This window comes from Actinomyces oris (genome assembly GCF_001929375.1).
Taxonomy (GTDB): domain Bacteria; phylum Actinomycetota; class Actinomycetes; order Actinomycetales; family Actinomycetaceae; genus Actinomyces; species Actinomyces oris_B.
On record NZ_MSGO01000005.1, the window covers coordinates 37,307 to 61,315 of the forward strand.

The following is a 24,009-nucleotide window of genomic DNA, read 5'->3' on the forward strand; positions in this document are numbered from 1 at the left end:
GTGGCGTTACCCACGAAAATGCGCAAGTCGGGCGTCAGGTCGCGTCCATCAGGTCAGCGGTCAGGGAGATGAGAAGACGGGCGACCTCCATCTTGCTGCCCTGTCCCCGCGCCACTTCCGTGCCGTGGGCGTCCAGGACGACAACGGCATTGGGGACGTCGCCGAAGCCGAGCTCCTCCCCCACCGCGTTGACCGCCAGAAGGTGGGCCCCTTTGCGGCGGGCCTTGGCCCGGCCGTGGAAGAGCACGTCACCGTTCTCGTCCCCGGTCTCGGCGGCGAATCCGACGACGATCTGGCCGGGCCGGGGCGGGTCGCTCACCAGCCCGGCCAGGATGTCCGGGTTGGTGGTGAGCTCAATGGACATGAGGGGTTCGCTGAGGTGATCCGATCCGGCGGGCACCTGCTTCTTGAGCTTGCTGGCGGCCACGGTGACGGGCTGGTAGTCGGCGACAGCTGCCGCCATGATGACGGCATCGGCGTCTCGGGCGCTGTCGCGCACGGCTCGGAGCATGTCTGAGGCGGTACCTGCGGCAACGACGGTCACCTCCGCAGGCAGGGCGTTGAGCAGGTCGGAGGCCACGTGCGCCTGCACCAGGGTGACGCGGGCTCCCTGCTCGGCGGCCGCCGCCGCCAGCGCGCAGCCCTGACGCCCTGAGGAGCGATTTCCGAGGTACCTCACCGGATCGATGGGCTCGCGTGTACCGCCGGTGGAGATGACGAGGTGCCGCCCTTCCAGCCGCTTGTCACCCTCCCCCGGGGCGTCCTGCGCTGCTGCCCCCCCGGCGGCGGGCCGTATCAGGGCGGCCAGGGCCTGCGACACGATCCGCTCGGGTTCGGGCATCCGTCCCACACCGGAGTCCTTGCCGGTCAGGCGCCCGCAGTCCGGTTCGATGACCGTCAGACCGCGCTCACGCAGCACCGCCACGTTCTCCCGGGTGGCGGGGTTGACCCACATCTGGGTGTGCATGGCCGGCGCCAGGACGACGGGGGCCTGGCAGGTCAGTATCGTCGCGGTGAGCATGTCGTCGGCCCGCCCTGCCCGCACCCGCGCCAGCAGGTCCGCCGAGGTCGGAGCAACCACGACGAGCTCGGCCCACTCGGCCACGGCCACGTGCTCGACTGCAGCGGGGTCGTCGAAGATCCCGGTGGATACGGTCCGGCCGCTGACCGCCGCCAGCGCCGGAGCACCAATGAACCTCAGTGCCGACTCGGTGGCCACCACCTTGACCTCGTGTCCGGCTTGACGCAGCAGTCGAATAACGAAGGGGGCCTTGTAGGCGGCGATCGACCCGGCCACGCCGACGACGACGCGCCGTGGCCGCTCGAAGGCGGTCACGGCGCGTTGACTCACAGCAGTGTACGGCTCGTCCATGGCGAGCCCGGCTCAGAACTGGATGTCGTCGAGGCTGGTGGGAGTCTCGCCCCCCTCGAGGGAGAGCGGAGAATCCAGCGAGATGTCGCTGAACATGTCGGCCTCGGCGGCCCGACGGGCCTCCTCGGCCTCGGCGCGGCGGGCGCGGGCCACGTCCCCGGGAATGACCTCGAGCTTGTCCTCGGCGATCTCACGCAGAGCGATGCCCAACGACTTCTCGCCGACCTCGGAGTCGACCAGCGGCCCGAAGAACTCGAACTGGTTGTCCTCGAGCTGCTGGGTGTAGGTGTTGATCTGGCGGGCGCGCTTGGCGGCCTCCACCACGAGCCCGTACTTGGAGTCGACCTTCTCCAGAAGGTCGTCGATCGGCGGGTTGGTGATGCCCTCGGGCTGGGGAGAGGTTCCGAGCATGTGCATGCCTCCGGTTCAGTCTCGATAGTTCAGAGCCACGTTATTCTAACTGCCCAACCCCATGAGTCTCTCCAGCTCCGCGGTGGCGCTCGCCACGGTGTCATTGATGACGACGTGGTCGAACTCGCCGGCCGCTTCCATCTCGGTGCGTGCCGTGGTCAGGCGCCGTTCCTGCTCCTGGGCGTCTTCGGTACCGCGTCCGATGAGCCTGCGGACGAGCTCGTCCCAGCTCGGTGGCGCGAGGAAGACGAGGCGGGCCTCAGGCATCGCCCGACGCACCTGCCGGGCGCCGGCCAGGTCGATCTCCAACAGTGCAGGACATCCGGCATCGAGGCGGTCCTGAACCGGGCCGCGGGGAGTTCCGTAGCGATACGCGCCGTGGACCAGGGCCCACTCCAGCATCTGGCCGCTGGCGACGAGCGAGTCGAAGTCCTCGTCGCTGACGAAGTGGTAGTGCACACCATCGGCCTCACCGGGACGAGGCTGACGGGTGGTGGCCGAGACCGAGACGAACAGGTCGGGATGGCGTCTGCGCAGCTCCGCGACGACAGTGCCCTTGCCCACCGCCGTGGGGCCGGCCAGAACGGTGAGGCGGGCGAGAGCAGGAACGGACGGGTCTGTGGCAGCAACGTCGGTCATGGCCACATCATGGCCTATCGGGAGCTGCTGGCACGACCCTGCGTCTGAGCGGTCTTCCTAGCCGAAGCGCTCCACCAGCGCCGCCCTCTGATTCGCTCCCAGTCCACGCACCCGCCGGGACTCGGCGATATGCACATCGGCAAGGATGGCGTCAGCTGTTGTGGTCCCCACGCGTGGCAGTGAGACGAGCAGTGCCCTGACCTTCATCTTGCCCAGGACATCATCTGTCTCTGAGGCGGTGAAGAACTCGGAGAGCTTGAGCTCCCCACTCTTGAGCTCGGACTTGATACGGGCGCGCTGCGATCGCGCAGCAGCCGCCTTCTCCAGTGCCTGAGCCCGTTGCTCGGGTGTCAGCGTTGGAAGCGTCATGGTGTGTCTCCTCCCGGTCGAATACCAGTGACCCGCACCACGAGCATAAGTCGGGTCACGTGCACTCGCATTCGCAGGGGCCCGTATTCCACAACCGACTTCGTGTTTCCGCACACACCCCGAACCCGAGGCGGGCTACAGCGTCTGAAGACTCAGCGGAGGGCCGTCGCAGCCTCGTAGGAAGACGCCGACGCGGCTTTTCGCAGTGCTTCGATGGAGGGGCCGGCCTTGAGAACCCCGCGTGAGGTGGAGGCCAGGACCTGACGGCGCGCCGCCCCGAAAACGGCCTCCAGCTCGGCCGGCCCTGCTCCCTGGGCACCGACCCCGGGCGCCAGCAACGGGCCGTTGGCGCGTTGCAGGTCGATTCCCAGGTCAGAGACGGCCCCGCCGACGGTGGCTCCGATGACCAGCCCGACGCAGCCGAGCCGGCCCTCGCCACTGGCCTGGGCGTTGGACGCGGCCACGCCCTCCACGATGCCGGCGGCCACGGCCTGGTCCCCGTTGACGGCGTGCTGGACCCCGGCTCCTTCCGGATTGGAGGTCAGGGCCAGGACGAAGACGCCCCGACCGCTGGCCTCGGCGAGGTTGAACGCAGGGGCGAGGGACCCGTAGCCCAGGTAGGGCGAGACGGTGATGGAGTCGGCGGCCAGAGGAGCGTCGTCGGACAGGTAGGCCTGGGCGTAGCCGGCCATGGTGGAACCGATGTCACCGCGCTTGACGTCGAGAACGGACAGGGTGCCGACGTCGCGCAGGGCCGCCAGGGTCTCCTCGAGGACCGCGATGCCGGCGCTGCCGTGACGCTCGAAGAAGGCGGACTGCGGCTTGACGGCGGCCACGTGTCCTTCGACTGCGTCGACGGTCCGCAGGGCGAAGTCCCGCAGCCCCGCCGCCGAGTCGGCCAGCCCCCAGGCCTCGAGCAGGTTCGGGTGGGGGTCGATGCCGACGCACAGGGGGCCGTGGTCATCCATGGCGTCAGCCAGACGGGAGCCGAAGGGGCGTCTGGTACGACTGGGCTGGTGAGAGGCTGCGGGACTCATCTGGTCTCCTTGTCGTCAACGGGGGCCACGGGGTGGGGCTCGGGAACCGAGCCTCGTCGGGATCGGCGGGCGGCGATGTGCTCCTGGATGCTGCGAACCTGGAAGGGACCGCGCAGCTGGGCCTCGAGGGCCTGGACCGCTGCCTGGAGCTGTTGGACGGTGGTGATGATGGGACGGTCGGCGCCGGTGGTGGCCGCGCGGATGGAGTACCCGTCGGCGCGGGCACCCTGGCCCTTGGGGGTGTTGACCACCATGTCGATGGCTCCGGACTCGATGAGTCCGGCGATCGTCTGCTCGCCGTGGGCGCCGACGCCCTGACTGATCTTGCGCACAGCCATGGCCTCGATCCCGTTGCGGCGCAGCACCTGTGCGGTCCCGGTGGTGGCCAGGACCGTGAAGCCGAGCTCTGCGAGCCGGGCCACCGGCAGGATGATGGCTCGCTTGTCCCTGTCGGCCACCGACACGAACAGCGTGCCCTCTCCTGGTAGGCCACCGTAGGCACCGGCCTGGGACTTGGCGAAGGCCCGGGGGAAGTCGACGTCGTAACCCATGACCTCTCCGGTGGAACGCATCTCCGGACCCAGGATCGTGTCGACCACGCGGCCCTCGGTGGTACGGAACCGTTTGAAGGGTAGGACCGCCTCCTTGACGGCGATCGGGTCATCGGGATCGGTAACGGCGGCGTCGGCCCTGGGCAGGTGGCCGGAGGACCTGAGCGAGGCGATCGTCTCCCCCGTCATGATGAGGGCCGCCGCTTTGGCGAGCTGCACTCCGGATGCCTTCGAGACGAAGGGGACTGTGCGCGAGGCCCTAGGGTTGGCCTCGATGACGTAGAGAGCATCGGAGACCAGGGCGAACTGGATGTTGAGCAGCCCTCGCACACCCACCCCTTTGGCGATCGCCTCAGTGGAGCGCCGGATACGGGCGATCTCCGTGTCGGACAGGGTCATGGGCGGCATGACGCAGGCGGAGTCACCTGAGTGGATACCGGCCTCCTCGATGTGCTCCATGACCCCGCCGAGGAACAGCTCGCTGCCGTCGTACAGGGCGTCGACATCGATCTCGATGGCGTCGTCGAGAAAACGGTCGATGAGTAGTGGCCCGGTCCCGTAGACGCCTCCGGGCTCAAGACTGGCGCGCTGGAGATAGTCGTCGAGTCCCTGGGCGTCGTAGACGATCTCCATGCCGCGACCACCGAGCACATAGCTGGGGCGCACCAGGACCGGATAGCCAATGTTCTGGGCCACTGAGCGCGCCTGCTCATCACTCAGAGCGGTTCCGTGCGCCGGTGCGGGCAGGTCGGCTCGCTGAAGAACGACGCCGAAGGCCTCGCGGTCCTCAGCGGCGTCGATGGCCTCGGGGCTTGTCCCCAGGATCGGCACCCCGGCCTCGGCCAGCCTGGCGGCCAGAGACAGCGGCGTCTGGCCACCGAGCTGGACGATGACACCGGTCACGGGGCCGGCCGCCAGCTCCGCCTCGTAGATCTCGATGACGTCCTCGAAGGTCAGGGGCTCGAAGTAGAGCCGGTCGGAGATGTCATAGTCGGTGGAGACGGTCTCGGGGTTGCAGTTGACCATGACGGTCTCGTAACGATCGGACAGCGCCATAGCGGCGTGAACACAGGAGTAGTCGAACTCGATGCCCTGGCCGATTCGGTTAGGGCCCGAGCCCAGGATGATGACGGCCTCACGCTCACGGGATGCCACCTCGGTCTCCAGGTCGTAGCTGGAGTAGAGGTAGGGGGTGCGCGAGGCGAACTCGGCGGCGCAGGTGTCCACGGTCTTGTAGACGGGCCGCAGGCCGAAGGCGTGGCGGATCTCTCGCACCGTGTCCTCGCTGATGCCACGCAGGGTGGCGACCTGGACGTCGGAGAAGCCGTGGCGCTTGGCCAGGGCCAGGACCTCCGGAGTGAGCGCGGATGCGCCCTTGACCTCCTGGGCCACCTCCTCAAGAAGCAGCATCTGGTCCAGGAACCAGGGGTCGATGCGGGTGGCCGCGTGGAGCTGAGCAATCGTGGCTCCGCCGCGTACGGCCTGCTGGAGGTCGACCAGCCGGTGCTCGCTGGGGACGGCGATGGACTCCAGCAGCTCAGCGGTCTGCTGCTGACTGGGGTCCGGTCCGTCCCAGTGGAAGACGGATCCCTTCTTGTCCAGGGAGCGCAAGGCCTTCTGGAGGGCCTCGGTGTAGGAGCGGCCGATCGCCATGGCCTCTCCCACCGACTTCATGGTGGTGGTGAGCCTGGGGTCGGCGCCCCGGAACTTCTCGAAGGCGAAGCGCGGGACCTTGACGACCACGTAGTCCAGGGTCGGCTCGAAGGATGCCGGAGTGGAGCCGGTGATGTCGTTGGGGATCTCGTCGAGCGTGTAACCCACGGCCAGGCGTGCGGCGATCTTGGCGATCGGGAAGCCGGTGGCCTTGGAGGCCAGGGCCGAGGACCTCGAGACGCGCGGGTTCATCTCGATGACGATGATCCTGCCGGTGGCAGGGTCGACGGCGAACTGGATGTTGCAGCCCCCGGTATCGACCCCGACCTCCCGGATGACGGCGATGCCGATGTCCCGCAGCCGCTGGAGCTCGCGGTCGGTGAGGGTCAGGGCGGGGGCCACGGTGATGGAGTCACCGGTATGCACTCCCACGGGGTCGACGTTCTCGATGGAGCACACGACCACCACGTTGTCGGCGGTGTCGCGCATGAGCTCGAGCTCGTACTCCTTCCAGCCGAGGATCGACTCCTCCAGGAGGACCTCGGTGGTGCGGGAGGCCGCCAGACCCGCCCCGGCGATGCGATGCAGGTCCGCGTCATTGAAGGCGACGCCGCTGCCCAGGCCACCCATCGTGAAGGAGGGGCGCACGACGACCGGGTAGCCGCCCAGGGCATCGACTCCCGCGCGGCACTCATCCATGGTGTGGGCGATGACGCTGCGGGCGACCTCGGCGCCGCAGCGCTCGACGACGTCCTTGAACTCGTCACGGTCCTCCCCGGCGTTGATGGCCGCGGCGGAGGCGCCGATGAGCTCGACGTCGTACTCATCGAGCACACCGCGCTCGACCAGGCTCATGGCGGCGTTGAGGGCGGTCTGCCCGCCCAGGGTGGGCAGGAGGGCGTCGGGCCGTTCCTTGGCGATGATGGTGGTCAGCACCTCGGGGGTGATTGGCTCGATGTAGGTGGCGTCGGCGACGTCGGGGTCGGTCATGATCGTGGCCGGGTTGGAGTTGACCAGGATGACGCGGATTCCCTCAACGCGCAGGACGCGGCAGGCCTGGGTGCCGGAGTAGTCGAACTCGCAGGCCTGCCCGATGACGATGGGGCCCGATCCGATGACGAGGACGGAGGTGATATCAGAGCGAGCAGGCATGTCAGTTCGTGTCCTCGCGGTCCTGGCCCCGGCGGTGCTCCCGCATGAGACGGATGAATCGGTCGAAGAGGTGCTCGGCGTCATGGGGACCGGCAGCGGCCTCGGGGTGGTACTGGACGGAGAAGGCCGGCAGGTCCAGTGCCCGTAGCCCTTCGACGACGCCGTCGTTGAGTCCCAGGTGGGAGACCTCCACCCGACCGTAACGGCCGTTGTCGAAGGGGGCTATGGAGGGCTCGTCAACGGGCGCGTCGACGGCGAAGCCGTGGTTGTGGGCCGTGATCTCCACCTTGCCGGTGGCGCGGTCCACAACGGGCTGGTTGACACCGCGGTGCCCGTAGGCGAGCTTGTAGGTGCCGTAGCCCAGGGCCCGTCCCAGGAGCTGGTTGCCCAGGCAGATGCCGAAGAAGGGGATGCGCGCGTCGAGCACGCCGCGCAGGAGACTGATCTCGGCGTCGGCACTTCCCGGGTCACCGGGGCCGTTGGAGAACAGGACGCCATCAGGCCTGAGGGCAAGGAGCTCGGAGAGAGTCGTGGACTGGGGCAGGACATGGACACGTACGCCGCGCTCAGCGAACTGCCACGGGGTGCGGGACTTGATGCCCAGGTCGATGGCGGCCAGCACCGCGACCGGTTCCTGCCCCTCGGCCGGCCCGGTGGGCTCGACGACGTAGCCGGAGGGAGTGGTCACCTCGGCGGCCAGGGCACGGCCGCTCATGGGAGGCTCACTGCGCACGGCCTCCAGGCAGATGTCGATGCAGGCCTGACTGGGACCACCGGGGTCGGTAGCACCGGACGGCAGGGCCTGACCGGAGAAGATGCCGCCGCGCATGGCGCCGGCCTCACGCAGATGCCGGGTCAGGGCCCGGGTGTCGACCTCGCAGAGGCCGACAATGCCGGCGTCACGCAGATCGTCCTCCAGCTCGCGGCGGGAGCGCCAGCTGGAAGCTCGTCGAGCGGGCTCGCGTACGACGTAGCCGGCAACCCAGATACGGTCCGACTCGGCGTCCTCGTCGTTGACCCCGGTGTTACCGATGTGCGGCGCGGTCTGCACCACGATCTGGCGGTGGTAGGAGGGGTCGGTGAGTGTTTCCTGGTACCCCGTCATCCCGGTGGAGAAGACGATCTCTCCAATGGTGCGCCCTTGAGCCCCGTAGCTGCGGCCCCGCAGGGCCCAGCCGTCCTCCAGGACGAGGAGGGCGGCTGGGCGGTGACTCGACTCAGGCATGAGCTAAGCCGGCCGGGGCCTCAACGGGAGCCCCGTCCAGGACGGTGGGACGACCGTGGAGGAAGGTGGCCATGACCTGCCCCGGGAGCTCCATGCCCGCGTAGGGGGTGTTGGTGGAGCCGGTCCACTGGGCGGAGCCGTCGACGGTGCGGCGCACCTCGGGATCGACCACCGTGATGTTGGCCGGGGCCCCGACCTCGAGCTCGCACCCCTGGTCGCTCAGGCGCCCGATGCTGGCCGGGGCCGAGGACATGACCCGGGCGATGTCGCGCCAGGTCATGCGGCCGGTGCTGACCATCGTCTCGATCAGGACGCTCAGGGCAGTCTCCAGGCCCGTCATGCCGAAGGCTCCGGCCTGCCACTCGCAGTCCTTGTCCTCCACCGGGTGCGGGGCGTGGTCGGTGCCGACGACGTCGATGGTGCCATCGGCCAGGGCCTCGCGAACCGCCTCGACGTCCTCGGTAGTGCGCAGCGGGGGGTTGACCTTGTACAGCGGGGAGTATGTGCGGGCCATCTCGTCGGTCAGCAGGAGGTGGTGCGGCGTGACCTCGGCGGTGACATTGATGCCGCGGGACTTGGCCCAGCGGATGATGCCGACGCTGCCCGCGGTGGACAGGTGGCACACGTGCAGACGCGAGCCCACATGCTCGGCCAGCAGGACGTCGCGGGCGATGATCGACTCCTCGGCCACTGCAGGCCAGCCGCGCAGGCCCAGCTCGGCGGAGACGACACCCTCATGCATCTGGGATCCCTCGGTGAGGCGGGGGTCCTGAGCGTGCTGGGCGATGACGCCGTCGAAGGACTTGACGTACTCCAGGGCTCGACGCATGAGGACGGGGTCGGAGACGCACTTGCCGTCGTCGGAGAAGACGCGCACTCGGGCGGCGGAGGTCGCCATGGCACCCATGTCGGACAGGTGCTCACCGGCCAGTCCCGCTGAGACGGCGCCCACCGGATGGACGTCCACCCAGCCGGCCTCACGGCCCAGCCGCAGCACCTGCTCAACGACACCGGCGCTGTCCTGGACGGGCGTGGTGTTGGCCATCGCGAAGACGGCGGTGTAGCCGCCGACGGCTGCGGCGCGGGTACCGGAGTAGATGGTCTCAGCGGACTCCCCTCCGGGCTCGCGCAGGTGAGTGTGGATGTCGACGAGCCCGGGCAGGGCGACGAGCCCGTCCAGGTCATGGCGCTGGACGTCGGCCGGGGCCTTCGCCGCTGCGTCAGGACCGATGGCGGTGATGGTGCCGTCGGTGATGAGAATGTCAGTGGGGTCCTCGCCGTAGGGGCGGACACCGGTCAGGAGGTGGGAGGTCACAGCTGGTTCCCTTCGTCAGCGAGGAGGAGGTAGAGGGCGGCCATGCGAACGGAGACTCCGTTGCCGACCTGCTCGATGATGCGCGAGCGGGGGTCGTCGGCGGCCTCGGCGGTGATCTCGAGGCCGCGGTTCATGGGGCCGGGGTGCATGACGATCGCGTGCTCCGGCATGGCCCGGCGACGGGCGGAGGTGAGACCGTAGACGCTGGAGTACTCGGCAGGGCTCGGGAAGAAGCCCCCGCCGGCGGCACTCATGCGCTCACGCTGGATGCGCAGCATCATGACTGCGTCGGGCTGAATCTCCTCGATCGCCTCATCGAGGTTGTAGGAGACCTCGCAGGGCCAGTCGTCCATGCCGACGGGCAGCAGTGTGGGAGGCGCCACGAGGGTGACCTTGGCGCCGAGCGCCGTCATGAGGTCCACGTTGGATCGGGCCACCCGGGAGTGCAGGACGTCGCCGACAATGATGAGGCGGGCGCCTTCCAGGTCGCGCCCCTGCGGGCAGGGGCTGCCGTCCGCTGTGGCAGGCGCTCCGGGGACGTACCAGCGCCGCAGCGTCATGGCGTCCAGGAGGGCCTGGGTGGGGTGCTGGTGGGTGCCGTCCCCCGCGTTGAGAACCGGCACGTTGATCCAGCCGGCGTGAGCCAGCAGGTGCGCGGCGCCACAGGCGGAGTGGCGCACGACGACGGCGTCCGCCCCCATGGCCATGATCGTCTGGGCGGTGTCCTTGAGGGACTCGCCCTTGGACAGTGAGGAGCCCTTGGCCGAGAAGTTGATGACGTCGGCGCTCAGGCGCTTGGCGGCGGCCTCGAAGGAGAGCCTGGTGCGGGTGGAGTCCTCGAAGAAGAGGTTCACCACGGTCTTGCCGCGCAGTGTCGGGAGCTTCTTGACCGCATGGCGCTGGGTGGCGGCCATCGCCTCGGCGGTGTCCAGGACCATGACCGCCTCGTCATGGGTGAGGTCCTTGGCGGAGAGCAGGTGCTTCATCGGGTGGCCTCCTGGTTGCTGCGCTCACTCGAACGCTCAGTGGGGACGTCTGCGGGGACGATGGTGACGGCGTCGGTGGAGGCGCCGAGCTCGGTCAGGGAGACCACGACCTTCTCGGTACGGGAGGTCGGCAGATTCTTGCCCACGTAGTCAGCACGAATGGGCAGCTCCCGGTGTCCGCGGTCCACGAGTGTGGCCAGCTGCACGGCCCGAGGACGGCCCACGGCGCCCAGGGCGTCGAGGGCGGCTCGGATGGTGCGCCCGGAGTAGAGGACGTCGTCGACGAGGATGACGACCTTGCCGTCAATGCCTCCCTGGGGGATCTCCGTGGGGCGGGGAACTCGGATGGGGTGACGTCCCAGGTCATCGCGGTACATGGTGATGTCCAGGGTGCCGACCGGAACCTTGGCGTCGGCGGTCTGCGCCTGCCCCGTCTGCTTGGACCACTGCGTGCCTTCACCCGAGGCGACGGCGAGCGCCTCGACGAGTCTGTGCGCAAGTGGCGCTCCCCCGCTGGGGATCCCTAGAACGACGATGTCCTGAGTCCCGTGGTTGCGCTCCAGGATCTCGTGCGCGATACGGAACAGGGAGCGGGCTATATCGGGAGGTCCGAGGATCTCCTTGCCCTGAGATGGTGCGCTCAAGGCGCCTGACAAACGTTCGGCCATTTCAGGCCTCCTTCCCCGCCTCTCTGGACGGACTTAAAGGATGTCGGTCGCCAGCGAGTGTACGTCACCTCCGTCGGGTTGTGCTCACCCACGCAGAACGGACCTCCGAGACGAAGGTCACGTCAACGGCTGCGAAACGGCTCGGCACCCGATGGCAGCTGCAGCAGGACGTGTCTCGCGTCTACACATCATCCGTGACAATGTTTACTCTTAGCCCAATGCTCAGGCGTCGTCAGACGCTGACTGCGAGATCGTCACAACATGTCGAGAGCTTGAGAAGTGAGTGCCGGATCCATCTGAGCCCGATTGAGAGCTGAACGATGTCGCGGGGCAGGAAAAGTCCGGTGTTGCTGCTGCGTCAGCGACTTCTTCTCAAGCAAGGAACGCCCTCATGACACTCCCTACCCGACGTTCGATCATCACCGGCCTCAGCGCCGGGGCAGGACTGGCCGCCACAGGCCTCGCCTCCCCCTCGCCTGCAGCGGCGGCCGAATCGTCCTACGATTTCAGCAGCATCATCTTCAATGAGCAGTTCTCCAGCGGGACGGACTTCTCCCCGTCACGTTGGCGTAACAACCGCTCGGAGCCCGAGTCCTGCGCCAGCTATGACTGGGGGGTGTTCACCCATGACACCCACAGCGTCAGCAACGGTGTCGGGCACCTCCTGTGGCGCAAGCGCGCCACTGCCCTCAAGGGATTCCAGAACCGCTTCGACAAGGAGGCGACCCTCCGCTACGTGAACCAGGCCTTTGTCACCACGCAGGGGCTGTTCTCCTTCGTCTACGGCTCCTTGGAGACCAGGGCGCGTTTCCCCCAGTCGACTGAGGGCCTCTTCGCCGGCATCTGGTTGCGGGCGGACGACGATGACAACGGGGGCGAGATCGATGTCGTGGAGACCTATGGTGGCGGCAGCGCCACCGGCATCGCCGAGTCGACTGTGCACTACGGCCAGGCGGGGGGCAAAGGAAGCAACCTGGGGGTCTCACCGCGGCCCGACCTCGCCCAGTGGCACACCTACGGGATGGAGAAGACCCCCGAGAGCATTCTCTTCCTCTTCGACGGGCATCCCTACCACGAGGTATCGCGTTCGGCATCGGAGAAGGAGTTCGATGAGTGCTTCGGTGACGACGCCGCGTACCACATCTGCCTGACCACGCACAGCGGAAGCATCCACCGGGGGCGGCTCAAGCACGAGGGCTTCACTCATGCCCAGGTGGATATTGACTACATCGTCGTACGGGCCATGGATGAGTAGCTGATGCGGCGCCCCTCAGCCTGCGCTCCGGCCTGGTTCACCAGGACGCGGTGGCGCAGGCTGAGGGGATGCGCCGGCGTCCGAGTTCTATCGGCACCGGGAGATCATGCCGGCTGCGTTCCCGGGGCCTGAGACTCTCTGACCGCTGGGTCCAGCGCCTTGCTCGTAAGGAGAAGAAAGGCGAACCCCACCGCGATCAGGAGCTGGCTCAGGCCGCAGGCGACAAGCAGTGATTCGGAGGCGTCCGAGGGCCAAGTGACATACATGATGAGGGTGGGAAGTCCCGCCACGATGCTCGCGGCCAGCAGAGCCGACGTTGGCATCTTGGCCTCGACCCATCCATCAGGCTGGACCCGAGGCGTCCGGGAATGCGCCCGAATACAAGCGATGAGAGCAAGGATGAAAGTAGCGATCCATCCGAGACCAACGATGAACGGGGCGAAGATCAGCATGAGAAGGGCAAGGGAATCAAGGAGTGTGAACTCCAGGTCCTGGTGCTGCGCCCCTGGGAAGGTGATGGCGGCGGAAAAGGTGGTCGTGACGATCATCTGGATGATCATGGTGATGATCCCGATGATGCCGCTGGAGAGCGAGATCTTGCGGGTCGCGGAGCGCTTGCGCTGTACCTCCCTCAAGACCGGGTCATTCCAGCCGGAGCCAGAAACAGGAGCCGGCCCCATCGAAGGGTTGTAGCGGCCGTAAGGAACAGGCATAGGGTACTCTCCAGCATCGGCAGAGGGGATGGCCTCAGCCTAGATGATTGGTTCCAAGGGGGTGTGGGTTGGTGTGGGGGCTTGGGGTAGGGGCGAGGATCTCGCAGGATCGGTGCTGCTAGAACCGTTTCCTCACGCTGGGAGCTTGAGAAAGTGGACACCGACCTGGAGACCCTCGCCACCGCACTGTACGTCACTGCTGATGACCTGCTGAAGACCCACCCTGAGATCCTCCCGCGCCGCCCGCGGGTGAGGATCACCCCGGCGATCACCAACGCCGAGGTCCTCACCCTGGCCGCCATCGCACCGTTGGTGGGCATCAACACCGAAAGACGCTTCCTGCGCTACGCCCGCAAGCACCTGACAGGCATGTTCCCCTACATCCCGGGCCAGTCCGGCTACAACAAGCGCCTGCGCGCCCTGGCCGGCACTATCGGGTGGTTGGCGGCCGCACTGGCCACCACCACCAGCGTCTACACCGACGACGTGCACCTGGTCGACTCCACCCCCATTGAGTGCGCCCGCTCTGGGCCCACCGTGATGCGCTCAGCCCTGGCGGGATGGGCCGGCTACGGGTGACCAGCGCCTCGCACTCACGCTTCTTCTGGGGCCTGCGCCTGCACCTGGTGTGCACCGTTCACGGTCTTGCGGTGGCCTGGGCAGTCACCAGTCCCAGCCAGGACGAGCGCGAGGTCCTGCGCAGCATGCTCGAGCACCTGGCGCCCACCAGCGCCCACACGATCATCGCCGACAAGGGCTACCGCTCCAAGGACCTGGAGGACGACCCGAACCAGGCAGGGCTGACCCTGCTGCACCCAGCCGCACGCAACCAGACCCCACGGCCCGGCGCCGGTCTCCTGCGCCCGTTACGCCAGAGGATCGAGTCCGTCTTCGACACCCTCACCGACCAGCTCGAGCGGCACAACGGGCGCACCCCCACCGCAGTCACCGCACGCGTCGCTCAACGCATCCTGGCCCTGACGGCCACCATCTGGCACAACGACAAAACCGGCAACCCCCACCTATGCTCCCTGACCCCCTACGACCACTAACCACCCACACCCCCTTGGAATCAATCATCTAGGCCACCGGAGTCGGATGGGCGCGGGAGCCCACCCCATGCCGCGCGCCCTCTCGCGCCAGGACTCAGTACTCAGTATCCCGGGCTCCCGGCTCCTAAGGCACTCTCACCGCCGGGTCCAAAGCCCTACTCATGCGGAGCAGAACGATGAACCCCACTGCAATCAGAACCTCCACCAGGGCGCACACGACAAGCAGTGGTTCGAGAGCGGAGCCGGACAAGGCCATCAAAGGCCAAACGACACAAACGATAAAGGTGGGAAGTCCCGCCACGACACTCGCGGCCAGCAGAGCCGACGTTGGCATCTTGGCCTCGACCCATCCATCAGGCTGAACCTGAGGCGTCCGAGAATGCGCCCGAATACAAGCGATGAGAGCAAGGATGAAAGTAGCGACCCAAGCAACACCAACGATATACGGGGTGACGAGCACAACGAAAAGGGCAAAGAATCCATACGGCAGGTCGTACTCCCCGTGGGTGATGAGCAAGGCGAGAAAGGTAGTGGTAAAGATCATCTGGATGATCATGGTGATCATCCCAACGATGCCGCTCAAGAGTGAAACCGTGCGGGTCGCGGAGCGCTTGCGCTGAACCGTCGTCAGGACCGGGTCATTCCAGCCGAAGCCAGGAGCAGGTGTCTGCCCCACCGTGGGTTTGTAGCGGCCGTAAGGAACAGGTATGGGGGTGTTCCGTGGGTGACCGGCGCCCTGGATATGGGGGTCGTTGTTGGGATCCTGGGGAGGTAGGTGGCTCACGGGGTGCTCCAGCGTCGGCAGAGGGGATGGCCTCAGCCTAGGCCACCGGTGCTGGATGGGCGCAGCTCACGGCATAGGGAGTCCACCCCTTGCCGTGAGCCCCCCTTGTTCCATGGCTCAGCGCTCGGTAATCCCTCGCTGATTGGCCTCGAAGAGGATCTCGATGGTACGCCGGCGTCCGAGTTCTATCGGCACCGGGAGATCATGCCGGCTGCGTTCCCGGGGCCTGAGACTCTCTGACCGCTGGGTCCAGCGCCTTACTCATGCCGAGAAGAAAGGCGAACCCCACCGCGATCAGGACCTGCGGCAGGCCGCAGAAGATGAGCAATGGCTCCAGGAATCCATCGATGAAATCAGCGAGATGGTAGCGCGAGAGTCTCTCGTACAGGATCACGTACATGATGACGGTGGGCAGTCCCGCCACGATGCTCGTGACCAACAGCGCCATCGTTGGTGTCTTGGCCTCGACCCATCCATCGGGCTGGACCTGGGGCATGCGGGAACGGGCCTGAATACAGGCGATGAGAGCGAGGATGAAGGTGGTGATCCATCCGATGCCAACGAATATCGGAGCGAAGATCACGATGAGCAGGGAGACGAACAGCAAGAACGAGTCCTGCTGGCCCATGTACTCGGTGGCGAGGAACATGGTGACGATGATGATCATCTGGATGATCATGGTGACGACGCCGATGATGCCGCTGGAGAGCGAGACCCTACGATTCGCGGCGCGTTTGAGCTCGCATGTGCGCACCGGGTCGTTCCAGGCGAATCCAAGAACCGGGGTCAGTCCCATCGGGGGGTAGGGACCGGAGGGAACAGGCATGGGTCCGTTCCACGGATACCCACCGGGAGCTCCTGAAGGCAGCTGGAAGCCTCCGAAGGGATAAGGCCCTGCGGGGTAGACCGGTGCCGGTCCCGCCCAGGGGTAGCCGGCGTCATCGGGAGCAGGCGGCACCGCTGCGGGGTTCTCGGTGCTGCTCGCCCCGCCCGTCTGTGCGCCGGTGCCCTTGATGTAGGGGTAGTCGTTGGGCTCCTGGGGAGGTAGGTGACTCACGGGGTGCTCCAGCATCGGCAGAGGGGATGGCCTCAGCCTAGGCCAACGGTGCCGGATGGGCGCAGCTCACGGCATAGGGAGTCCGCCCCATGCCGTGAGTCCCTTACCCCATGACTCAGCGCAACGTGTCCGCGAGGTCGCCGATACGCCCCAGAAGCCCTCCCAGATACCTGGGAGACTCGTCGGTGGAGAGCATCCGGCTCAGCGTCATGGCCTCATCCACGGCAACAGGAGCGTCGACGTCGTCGTTGTAGACGATCTCCCAGGTAGCGACTCGCGCAATGGCGCGGTCGACGGCCGGCATGCGCCCCAGGGTCCACCCCTGGGCGTAGGTCTGAATCGTCTCGTCGACGTCGCCCAGGTGGTCGCACACACCGTTGAGGATCTCCCGGGTGTAGGCAGGGGCCTCAGTGTGGTTGGCCGAGCTGACGGCGCGCAGCTGTGCGAAGGAGCGCAGCTCCTCAGCGCCCTCAGCGCCCAGCATCCCGCGCTGATCGGCCTCGAAGAGGATCTCGATGGCACGCCTGCGTGCCTTGGTGCGGGCGGTGACCGGGTGGCGCGACGCGGGGCTCGAGTGGCTCGAGTCCTCCTCGGGATGCTCGGTCATCAGTCGTTGACACGGGAGATGTAGGAGCCGGAGCGGGTGTCCACCTTGACCTTGTCCCCGGTGTTGAGGAACAGGGGGACCTGGATCTCAGCACCGGTCTCGACGGTGGCGGGCTTGGTGCCGGCGCTGGAGCGGTCGCCCTGGAGTCCCGGCTCGGTGTGGGAGATGGTCAGGACCACGGAGGCCGGCAGCTCGACGAACAGGACCGCGTCCTCGTGGAAGGCCACGATGACCTCCTGGTTCTCCAGCATGAAGGTGGCGGCGTCGCCGACGGTGGCCGAGGGGACGTAGGTCTGCTCGTAGGACTTGACGTCCATGAAGACGTAGTCGTCGCCGTCCTTGTAGAGGTACTGCATGTCACGCCGGTCAACGGTGGCGGTCTCGACCTTGAGGCCGGCGTTGAAGGTCTTGTCGACGGTCTTGCCGGACAGGACGTTCTTGATCTTGGTACGCACGAAGGCGGGGCCCTTGCCGGGCTTGACGTGCTGGAACTCCACTACCTGCCACAGCTGGCCCTCGAGGTTGAGCACCATGCCGTTCTTCAGGTCGTTCGTCGTGGCCACGAGGGTTTCCTCACTGTTGCATTGCATCTGGGACGCGCTGATCCTACCGCGAGGCACCGCGCTCACCCCGTGACGGGCGTGTCGCACCGATCACGAGTGACGGGACAATTCGGCTGCGACGGCGCTCATGACCTTCTGGCCGGCCTCGTCGGGGGTCGTTGAGGTGGTGTCGATGACGACGTCGGCCAGGTCCCGGCACTGGGCCTGACGCTCGTGCAGCATCTGGACGAACTGGTGGTGGATGGTTCCCAGGGCAACGGATCGGGGCGCGTCAAGACCGTTACGGGTGGCCAGGGCCCGGGTGGCGCAGGTCAGGGCCACGACGTGGTGAGTCTGGCGGTTGGCGACCCTGAGACGCTCCAGGCCCTGGCGTACTCCTGTGGCGCTCAGACAGCCCGATCCCAGGGCGATGACGGCGCTCCCGGTCTCGGTGCGCTCCAGGAGCCTGGCAGCGGTGTCGGCCTCGACGCGGCGGTACTCGGTCTCCGGCACCGCGACGAGCGCCAGGTCGGGGCGGGTGCCCAGCTCGTCGGCAACGAGCCGGCCCAGATCGAGCACGGGCAGGCCCTGAGCATCCCCGATGGCACGGGCCACGCTGGAGCAGCCGGCACCCGGCGGGCCGATGAGGATGAGGGCACCCGGCGCCTCGCCGCTCAATCCCGGTGTCCTTCTGCCTGACGGGGCCCATCGGTGACAGCCTCATGAGCCGACCGGAGAACACTCTCCTCCGGCGTCTGCCCCCGCACGGGCCTGGCGATGTCGTCGAGCAGGACGAGTCGCAGTCGGCCGCCGCGCACCTTCTTGTCGTTCATCATGGCCTCCTTGAGCTCCTCCCAGTGCCCCTCTCCCTCGGGGAAGCGGGTCGGCAGGCCGACCGCCTCGAGGCTCTGCCGGTGCAGGGCGAGTGCGTCACTGCTCAGATTGCCGTTGCGGTGGGCGATCTCGGCGGCGAAGACGCAGCCGACGGCCACCGCCTCTCCGTGACGCCAGGAGTAACCGGTGACCTTCTCGATCGCGTGGGCATAGGTGTGCCCGTAGTTAAGAACCTCCCGCAGGCCGGCCTCAGTGAGATCCTCCCCCACGACGGCGGCCTTGACCGCGACGGATCGGGTAACCAGGTCGGCCAGTACTGGAGAGTCCCAGGTCAGGCAGTCGGCGGGATCGGCCAGGACCCGGTCGAGGATGACCGAATCGGCGATGAGACCGCACTTGACGACCTCGCCGAGTCCGGCCCGCAGCTCGGCGGCCGGCAGCGTGGAGAGCGTCTCCAGGTCGGCGATGACAGCGGCCGGCGGGTGGAAGGCACCCACCAGGTTCTTGCCGGCGGGCGTGTCGATACCCGTCTTGCCGCCGACGGCGGCATCCACCATGGCCAGCAGCGTGGTGGGCACCTGCACCACGGGAACGCCGCGCAGCCAGGTCGCGGCTGCGAAGCCGGCCAGGTCCGTCGTCGCCCCACCGCCGAGACCGATGACGAGCCCGTCACGGCCCAGACGGAAGGAGCCGAGCCGCTCCCACAGGTACTCCAGGACGCGCGCCTTCTTGGCCGCCTCACCGTCGGGAACCTCGAGGCGCAGGACGCGCAGGCCCTCAGCGGTCAGCGCCGCCTCGGCCGCGGCGGCGCGGTCGGCCAGTGCCTTGGCGTGGATGACGGCGACGCCTCCCGCACCCGCCCCTGGAGCGCCCTGCACGATGCGGGGCAGCTCGGCCAGGATCCCGTGACCGATGAGCACGTCGTAGGGTCTCTCGCCGGCGACGCTGACCCGTCGTGCACCGCTGCCAACCTCCGTGGTTGCCGTGAGGCGGACACGGACGCGCCGGGGCGAGCCACCGGCCCCGTCCGAGGCGGTGGCGGAGTCCGCCTGCCCCTCGGCCATGGGCGCCAGGACACTGACCGCCTGAGCCGTCTGGACGCCCAGGGCCACCAGGATGAGCGCAGCAATCTGCTGGGGGCTGAGCCCATCGGTGGGCACGGTGAGCGTGGCGACCTCGGAGTACAGCGGTGAGCGCTGAGCGTGGAGGGCCTCCATGCGCGCCAGGACGCCCGCGTGCTCGCCCTGCTCCTCGCAGCGCTGCTGAGCGGCACGGGCCTGGTCGGAGTCCGCGTCCGGGGCCATGACAGGGCGCCCGGTCCCGTCACCCACGTGCTTGGCGGCGGTGCTCGGGGAGGCGGACAGGTAGATGACGGTGTGACCGCGCAGCAGGTCTCGGTTCTCGGGGCGCAGAACCGCTCCCCCACCCAGGGCGATGACGCCCTGAGCGGCCGCCGGGGAGTCCAGGACTGCCCGCATGGCCCGGTGCTCGCGGTCGCGGAAGCACTCCTCCCCCTCGGAGGCGAAGATCTCGGGAATCGTCATGCGGGCACGCCGGCGGATCTCGGCGTCGGTGTCGGTGACCTGGACTCCCAGGGCCTGAGCCAGGAGCCTGGCCTGAGTGGTCTTGCCCGCGCCGGGCAGCCCCACCAGTACCAGAGGCAGCTGGTCGTCGCGCAGAGCGATGGTCGGAACACGCTTCCAGGTCATGATCGTGACTCCCTCTCCGTTGAGATCGCTGTGGGTGGTACCAGTATCGCCCGCGCAGAGCGACTTGCCACGAGATTCACTGCTCGGTTCGCCACTGCGTCCGTTCGGTGATGCGGGCCAGGTAGGAACGGAGGTTTCGTCGGGCCTCATCGGCCGAGTCCCCTCCGGTCTTGTCCAGTAGAAGATCGGCCAGGACCAGGGCGGTCATGGCCTGAGCGATCACCGATCCGGGGACGACGGCGCACACGTCGGAGCGCTGGTGCAGCCCGGTGGCGGCCTCGCCCGTGACCAGGTCGACGGTGCGCAGGGCCCTGGGTACCGTGGAGATCGGCTTGAACGCGGCCCGTACCCGCACATCGGAGCCGTTGGAGATGCCGCCCTCGATGCCGCCGGCACGGTTGGTGGCCCGGGTGAGCGTCCCGGAGACCACTGAGATGATCTCGTCGTGGGCCGCTGAGCCCCGCCGGGCCGCCTCGGCGAAGCCGTCGCCGATCTCCACGCCCTTGACGGCCTGGATCCCCATGAGTGCGGATGCCAGGCGCGTGTCGAGGCGGCGGTCGGCGCTGACATGGGTGCCCAGTCCCACCGGGACACCAGTGGCGATGACCTCGACGACGCCCCCGAGCGTGTCGCCGTCCTTCCTGGCGGCGTCGATCTCGGCGACCATGGCGGCACTGGTGGCGGGATCCGTGCAGCGCACGGGGTCGGCGTCCAGGCGCGCGGTGTCCTCAGCGCTCGGCGGGGGCACGTCGTCGGGCAGGGCGACTGAACCGATCCTCACGACGTGGCTGACCAGCCTGATACCGGCGACCTGCGCCAGAAGGGCCTCGGCCAGGGCCCCCAGCGCCACCCGGGCGGCGGTCTCTCGGGCTGAGGCCCGTTCCAGGACCGGGCGGGCCTCGGGCAGGTCGTACTTGAGCATCCCTGGCAGGTCCGCGTGCCCGGGCCTGGGGCGGGTCAGCGGGCGGTTGCGGGCGATCTCGCGCTCGTCACCGGTCCCGGCGTCGATGAGCAGCTCATCGGGGGCCACGGGGTCGGCGCTCATGACCGTGGACCACTTGGGCCACTCGGAGTTGCCGATCTGCAGGGCGACGGGGCTGCCGATGGTGCTCCCGTGGCGGATGCCTCCCAGCACCCGCAGCTCGTCGCGCTCGAAGGCCTGGCGGGCACCGCGCCCGTGCCCCAGGCGACGCCGGGCCAGTGCGGCCCGGATGTCCTCACTGGTGATCCGCACGCCCGCGGGCATGCCCTCCAGCACCGCGGTCAGAGCCTCGCCGTGGGACTCCCCGGCCGTCATCCATTGAAGCATGAGGCAGATACTCTCACACGCCGATGCCGACTTCGGTCTCCCGCGTCGGGGTTGCCGGCGCGGATCAGTCGTCGGTGCTGAGCGGGGTCGTCGAGGCCGGGGCCAGCGCCGAGCGCAGTGCCGCACGCATGCACTCGATGTCCGGCTGATGCCCGGTCATGAGCTGAACTTGGGGCACCGCCTGGTGCAGGAGCATGAGCCAGCCCGGGGCGAGGGCTCCTCCGGCGTGCGCCCAAGCACCGGCGACGGCGGTGGGCCAGGGGGCGTAGACGACGTCGAGCATGACGGCTCCTGGTCGAGTGCCGCCGGCCTGCTCCAGGGCACTCCTCAGCGGATCCACCAGCGGGTCGGCCGCATGTGCGGGCAGGGTGGAGATGACGACGTCCGCTGTCGCCAGGAGCTGGGCCGCCTCAATGTTGGACGCAGGGTCGGTCGGCTTCCAGGTGAGGGTCTCGACATCCAGCCCCATGCGGTGGGCGGCGCTGAGTGCACGACCGGGGCCGGCGTGCCGGCGTGCCACGACAGTGATCCGACCGGCCTTGAGCTCTCCGAGCGCCGCGAGGGCGGAGCAGGCGGTGGCGCCCGAGCCGAGCACAACCGCCTGCTCGACCCGGAGATGGTCACCCTGGGAGCCTGGCACCGGTCTGCGGGAGGCCTCCCGCAGTGCGCCGACGATGCCTGCGACATCGGTGTTGAAGCCGGCCAGGAGCGCGGCCCCCGCACCACTGCGCTGTGCCACCACGGTGTTGACGGCACCGACGGCCTCGGCGAGGGGGTCGATGACGTCCAGGTGCGCCAGGAGCGTCTGCTTGTGGGGCATGGTGACGCTCAGCCCGGCCCAGGCGGGCCCGCCCTGAGCCGGAGCGGCCAGATCGGCGAGCAGCCCGAGCAGCTGCGGAGGCGCAGTCTCGAGCCGCTCGTAGGACCAGTCGTCCAGTCCGAGCCCGGCGTAGGCGGCCCGGTGCAGCACGGGTGACAGCGAGTGGCTCACCGGACTGCCGATGACGGCGGCGCGGTGGCGGATCACTGCCGCCGGCGACTCAGCCACTCTTCTTCTCGCCGTTGCAGATCTCCTGGTTCTTCTTGCAGTAGTCGTTGAGCTTCTTGGTGTTGGCCTTCTGCTCCTCGTTGGTGGAGGCGAACAGGGTCTCACCGGTCTCGAGGTTGACCGTGACGAAGTAGAGCCAGCTTCCGGCCGGCGGGTTGAGCACCGCCTTGATGGCTTCCTCACCGGGACTGCCGATCGGCCCTGGCGGGAGGCCTTTGTGAACGTAGGTGTTGTACGGGTTGTTGGCGTCCTGAGTCTCCGCCTCGGAGGGGATGCCGCCGTAACGCCCCAGGCCGTACTGCACTGTCGAGTCCATCTGGAGCAGCCCATGGGTCTCCCCGTCGGTCTGTGCCAGGCGGTTCTCGATAACCCGCGCCGCCTGCCCGTAGTACCGCTCGCTGTTGACCTCTCGCTCAACGATGGAGGCCTTGGTCAGGACCTTCTGGTAGTCCTCCTTGGGCACCTTGAGCTCTTTGAGCTGGGTGACGGTCTGGGAGACCATCTTCTTGATCAGGTCCTTCGGCGTGGCGTTCTCGGTGACGTCGTAGGTGCCCGGGGCGAGCCAGCCCTCGACGTTGCCGCCGGCCTCGGCGGGCAGACCGATAGCAGCGGAGTCGGCGTAGGCCGCCTCGATCTGCTCATCGGTGAAGTTGCCGACCTTCTTGAGGCGGTCCTTGACGATCTGCTTGGAGACGCCGGCGGGGATGGTCAGCGTGTGATCTCCCTTGCTCTCAGGGTCGAGCAGCGCCTGGAGCGCGGAGCTGGCTGACATCTTCTTCTTGAGCTTGTAGGTGCCCGGCTGGATCGTGTTGCCCTTCGGGTTGTTCTTCGCCGCATTGGTGAAGGCCTTGCCGGAGGCGACGACGCCTTTGTTGTGGAGGATGTCACCGATATCCGCTCCGGAGGCCCCCTCCGGGATTGTCACGGTGACCTCGCCCTCGCCCTCGCCCCTGTAGTCCTCGGCGTGAGTCGCCTGGGCGGAGGCGTCACGCATGATCCCGATGGCCTTGTAGCCCAGGACGCCGACAGCCGCGAGAGTGATGACGATGACAAGGCTTGTCAGCCAGTGCCGGCGCCGCTTGCGCTGCCGGCGCTGGACCTTCTCCATGCGCCGCTGCCTGCGGCTCTTGGGCTTGTCCTTGGCGTCGCCAGCGTCCTCATCGCGCTGAATGCCGAGCTCGGCGAAGAAATCGTCGTGGCTCACGCTCTGCCTCTCTTGATCGGGTGGACTCGCTCACCGGCCGGGACCCCGGACATCCGCTCAGTTGTGATGGCCTGTTCAAGGATGACGACCGCTGCCGCTTGGTCGACGATACCGCGAAAGCTCCTCTCCTTCAGGCCGGCCGCGTGCAGATCCCGGTGAGCAGTGACGGTGGTGAGTCGCTCGTCGACCAGCCGGACGCGCACCTGCTGCGGCAGACGGCTCGCCAGGTCTCGCGCCCACGCACGAGCGTCCCTGGTCGAGCTCGAGCTGCCGCCGCCCATGTGCCTGGGCAGACCGACGATCACCTCGAAGGCACCGTACTCCTCGACGAGGTCAACGGCCTCGTCGAGGTCTGCACCATAGCGGTCCCGCCTGAGAGTTGCCACAGGGAACGACAGGATCGCGTCCTGATCGCAACGAGCGACACCGATACGTGCCTTACCGACGTCGAAGGCGATGCGTACGCCGGGACGGAATTCCGTCGAGGCGGGTCGAGCCGATGAGTCTGTCACGTGAT

24 protein-coding genes are annotated in these 24,009 nt (G+C 67.9%); 3 read left to right on the plus strand and 21 right to left on the minus strand.

All coding sequences use genetic code 11. The annotated features are described in order from the left end of the window. Positions 1–34: 34 nt before the first annotated feature. The 10 genes from coaBC to pyrR all read right to left on the minus strand — a co-directional run bounded on the left by coaBC (position 35) and on the right by pyrR (position 11,378). On the minus strand, positions 35–1,372 hold the full coding sequence (gene coaBC, locus BKH32_RS00745; protein ID WP_075248177.1) for a bifunctional phosphopantothenoylcysteine decarboxylase/phosphopantothenate--cysteine ligase CoaBC: 1,338 nt from the start codon (positions 1,370–1,372) through the stop codon (positions 35–37). A 12-nt stretch (positions 1,373–1,384) separates the two neighbouring features. Further along, positions 1,385–1,783, minus strand: a complete 399-nt coding sequence (gene rpoZ, locus BKH32_RS00750; RefSeq protein WP_075248288.1) for a DNA-directed RNA polymerase subunit omega — start codon at positions 1,781–1,783, stop codon at positions 1,385–1,387. A gap of 45 nt (positions 1,784–1,828) precedes the next feature. Continuing rightward, on the minus strand, positions 1,829–2,422 hold the full coding sequence (gene gmk / locus BKH32_RS00755; RefSeq protein ID WP_075248178.1) for a guanylate kinase: 594 nt from the start codon (positions 2,420–2,422) through the stop codon (positions 1,829–1,831). Positions 2,423–2,479: 57 nt separating this feature from the next. Continuing rightward, positions 2,480–2,791, minus strand: a complete 312-nt coding sequence (gene mihF, locus BKH32_RS00760) for an integration host factor, actinobacterial type (RefSeq protein WP_070663007.1) — start codon at positions 2,789–2,791, stop codon at positions 2,480–2,482. Positions 2,792–2,943: 152 nt separating this feature from the next. Further along, positions 2,944–3,828, minus strand: coding sequence for an orotidine-5'-phosphate decarboxylase (gene pyrF / locus BKH32_RS00765; protein WP_075248179.1), 885 nt, complete (start codon positions 3,826–3,828; stop codon positions 2,944–2,946). After that, complete coding sequence (carB, locus tag BKH32_RS00770; RefSeq protein WP_075248180.1) at positions 3,825–7,184, minus strand: carbamoyl-phosphate synthase large subunit; 3,360 nt, start codon at positions 7,182–7,184, stop codon at positions 3,825–3,827. The genes pyrF and carB overlap by 4 nt, the downstream gene beginning before the upstream one ends. 1 nt (position 7,185) lies before the next feature. Beyond that, positions 7,186–8,409, minus strand: coding sequence for a glutamine-hydrolyzing carbamoyl-phosphate synthase small subunit (gene carA, locus BKH32_RS00775; RefSeq protein WP_075248181.1), 1,224 nt, complete (start codon positions 8,407–8,409; stop codon positions 7,186–7,188). Beyond that, positions 8,402–9,724 (minus strand): dihydroorotase, encoded by a 1,323-nt coding sequence (locus BKH32_RS00780; protein WP_075248182.1) that lies wholly within the window; start codon positions 9,722–9,724, stop codon positions 8,402–8,404. Before BKH32_RS00780 ends, carA begins: the two co-directional genes overlap by 8 nt. Continuing rightward, positions 9,721–10,710, minus strand: a complete 990-nt coding sequence (locus BKH32_RS00785; protein ID WP_070663012.1) for an aspartate carbamoyltransferase catalytic subunit — start codon at positions 10,708–10,710, stop codon at positions 9,721–9,723. Before BKH32_RS00785 ends, BKH32_RS00780 begins: the two co-directional genes overlap by 4 nt. Next, a complete protein-coding gene (gene pyrR / locus BKH32_RS00790; RefSeq protein ID WP_075248183.1) occupies positions 10,707–11,378 on the minus strand; it encodes a bifunctional pyr operon transcriptional regulator/uracil phosphoribosyltransferase PyrR in 672 nt (223 codons plus the stop codon). The genes BKH32_RS00785 and pyrR overlap by 4 nt, the downstream gene beginning before the upstream one ends. 391 nt (positions 11,379–11,769) lie before the next feature. On the opposite strand from pyrR, the gene BKH32_RS00795 reads away from it, so the two are divergent. Further along, positions 11,770–12,633, plus strand: coding sequence for a glycoside hydrolase family 16 protein (locus BKH32_RS00795; RefSeq protein ID WP_075248184.1), 864 nt, complete (start codon positions 11,770–11,772; stop codon positions 12,631–12,633). A 104-nt stretch (positions 12,634–12,737) separates the two neighbouring features. Here BKH32_RS00795 and BKH32_RS00800 read toward each other — a convergent pair whose 3' ends face one another. Then, positions 12,738–13,346: a hypothetical protein gene (locus BKH32_RS00800; protein WP_075248185.1), complete on the minus strand. Its 609-nt coding sequence runs from the start codon at positions 13,344–13,346 to the stop codon at positions 12,738–12,740. 153 nt (positions 13,347–13,499) lie between these two features. Here BKH32_RS00800 and BKH32_RS14045 point away from each other — a divergent pair, with 153 nt between their 5' ends. Continuing rightward, the gene (locus BKH32_RS14045) at positions 13,500–13,925 is read left to right on the plus strand and encodes a hypothetical protein (protein ID WP_218638451.1); all 426 of its coding nucleotides are present in this window, start codon (positions 13,500–13,502) and stop codon (positions 13,923–13,925) included. Beyond that, positions 13,922–14,398, plus strand: a complete 477-nt coding sequence (locus tag BKH32_RS14050; RefSeq protein WP_218638452.1) for a transposase — start codon at positions 13,922–13,924, stop codon at positions 14,396–14,398. The genes BKH32_RS14045 and BKH32_RS14050 overlap by 4 nt, the downstream gene beginning before the upstream one ends. 124 nt (positions 14,399–14,522) lie before the next feature. Here BKH32_RS14050 and BKH32_RS00810 read toward each other — a convergent pair whose 3' ends face one another. The 10 genes from BKH32_RS00810 to ruvX form a co-directional block, all read right to left on the minus strand. Further along, entirely contained in the window at positions 14,523–15,074 is a 552-nt protein-coding gene (locus BKH32_RS00810; RefSeq protein WP_081376640.1) for a hypothetical protein, read from the minus strand. A 310-nt stretch (positions 15,075–15,384) separates the two neighbouring features. Continuing rightward, complete coding sequence (locus BKH32_RS00815; protein WP_256690232.1) at positions 15,385–16,239, minus strand: hypothetical protein; 855 nt, start codon at positions 16,237–16,239, stop codon at positions 15,385–15,387. 115 nt (positions 16,240–16,354) lie between these two features. Beyond that, on the minus strand, positions 16,355–16,846 hold the full coding sequence (gene nusB, locus BKH32_RS00820; RefSeq protein ID WP_075248187.1) for a transcription antitermination factor NusB: 492 nt from the start codon (positions 16,844–16,846) through the stop codon (positions 16,355–16,357). After that, positions 16,846–17,409: an elongation factor P gene (gene efp / locus BKH32_RS00825; RefSeq protein ID WP_075248188.1), complete on the minus strand. Its 564-nt coding sequence runs from the start codon at positions 17,407–17,409 to the stop codon at positions 16,846–16,848. The genes nusB and efp overlap by 1 nt, the downstream gene beginning before the upstream one ends. A 90-nt stretch (positions 17,410–17,499) precedes the next feature. Continuing rightward, entirely contained in the window at positions 17,500–18,066 is a 567-nt protein-coding gene (locus BKH32_RS00830; protein WP_075248189.1) for a shikimate kinase, read from the minus strand. Continuing rightward, positions 18,063–19,931 carry a 3-dehydroquinate synthase gene (aroB, locus tag BKH32_RS00835; protein WP_075248190.1) on the minus strand — a complete coding sequence of 623 codons (1,869 nt, stop codon included), beginning with the start codon at positions 19,929–19,931 and terminating at the stop codon, positions 18,063–18,065. The genes BKH32_RS00830 and aroB overlap by 4 nt, the downstream gene beginning before the upstream one ends. Before the next feature lie 76 nt (positions 19,932–20,007). Beyond that, on the minus strand, positions 20,008–21,240 hold the full coding sequence (aroC, locus tag BKH32_RS00840) for a chorismate synthase (protein WP_075248191.1): 1,233 nt from the start codon (positions 21,238–21,240) through the stop codon (positions 20,008–20,010). A gap of 64 nt (positions 21,241–21,304) precedes the next feature. Beyond that, positions 21,305–22,288 carry a shikimate dehydrogenase gene (locus tag BKH32_RS00845; protein WP_075248192.1) on the minus strand — a complete coding sequence of 328 codons (984 nt, stop codon included), beginning with the start codon at positions 22,286–22,288 and terminating at the stop codon, positions 21,305–21,307. After that, positions 22,281–23,492, minus strand: a complete 1,212-nt coding sequence (mltG, locus tag BKH32_RS00850; RefSeq protein WP_075248193.1) for an endolytic transglycosylase MltG — start codon at positions 23,490–23,492, stop codon at positions 22,281–22,283. The genes BKH32_RS00845 and mltG overlap by 8 nt, the downstream gene beginning before the upstream one ends. Continuing rightward, positions 23,489–24,004: a Holliday junction resolvase RuvX gene (gene ruvX, locus BKH32_RS00855; RefSeq protein WP_075248194.1), complete on the minus strand. Its 516-nt coding sequence runs from the start codon at positions 24,002–24,004 to the stop codon at positions 23,489–23,491. The genes mltG and ruvX overlap by 4 nt, the downstream gene beginning before the upstream one ends. Between the last annotated feature and the right edge of the window lie 5 nt (positions 24,005–24,009).

Coding starts and splice junctions, on each gene's coding strand:
- aroC (WP_075248191.1), bottom strand. CDS start 21,240: ATGCTTCAATGGATGACGGCCGGGGAGTCCCACGGCGAGGCTCTGACC.
- carA (WP_075248181.1), bottom strand. CDS start 8,409: ATGCCTGAGTCGAGTCACCGCCCAGCCGCCCTCCTCGTCCTGGAGGAC.
- rpoZ (WP_075248288.1), bottom strand. CDS start 1,783: ATGCTCGGAACCTCTCCCCAGCCCGAGGGCATCACCAACCCGCCGATC.
- coaBC (WP_075248177.1), bottom strand. CDS start 1,372: ATGGACGAGCCGTACACTGCTGTGAGTCAACGCGCCGTGACCGCCTTC.
- pyrF (WP_075248179.1), bottom strand. CDS start 3,828: ATGAGTCCCGCAGCCTCTCACCAGCCCAGTCGTACCAGACGCCCCTTC.
- carB (WP_075248180.1), bottom strand. CDS start 7,184: ATGCCTGCTCGCTCTGATATCACCTCCGTCCTCGTCATCGGATCGGGC.
- gmk (WP_075248178.1), bottom strand. CDS start 2,422: ATGACCGACGTTGCTGCCACAGACCCGTCCGTTCCTGCTCTCGCCCGC.
- BKH32_RS00785 (WP_070663012.1), bottom strand. CDS start 10,710: ATGAAGCACCTGCTCTCCGCCAAGGACCTCACCCATGACGAGGCGGTC.
- nusB (WP_075248187.1), bottom strand. CDS start 16,846: ATGACCGAGCATCCCGAGGAGGACTCGAGCCACTCGAGCCCCGCGTCG.
- aroB (WP_075248190.1), bottom strand. CDS start 19,931: ATGACCTGGAAGCGTGTTCCGACCATCGCTCTGCGCGACGACCAGCTG.
- BKH32_RS00795 (WP_075248184.1), top strand. CDS start 11,770: ATGACACTCCCTACCCGACGTTCGATCATCACCGGCCTCAGCGCCGGG.
- pyrR (WP_075248183.1), bottom strand. CDS start 11,378: ATGGCCGAACGTTTGTCAGGCGCCTTGAGCGCACCATCTCAGGGCAAG.
- BKH32_RS00800 (WP_075248185.1), bottom strand. CDS start 13,346: ATGCCTGTTCCTTACGGCCGCTACAACCCTTCGATGGGGCCGGCTCCT.
- mihF (WP_070663007.1), bottom strand. CDS start 2,791: ATGACGCTTCCAACGCTGACACCCGAGCAACGGGCTCAGGCACTGGAG.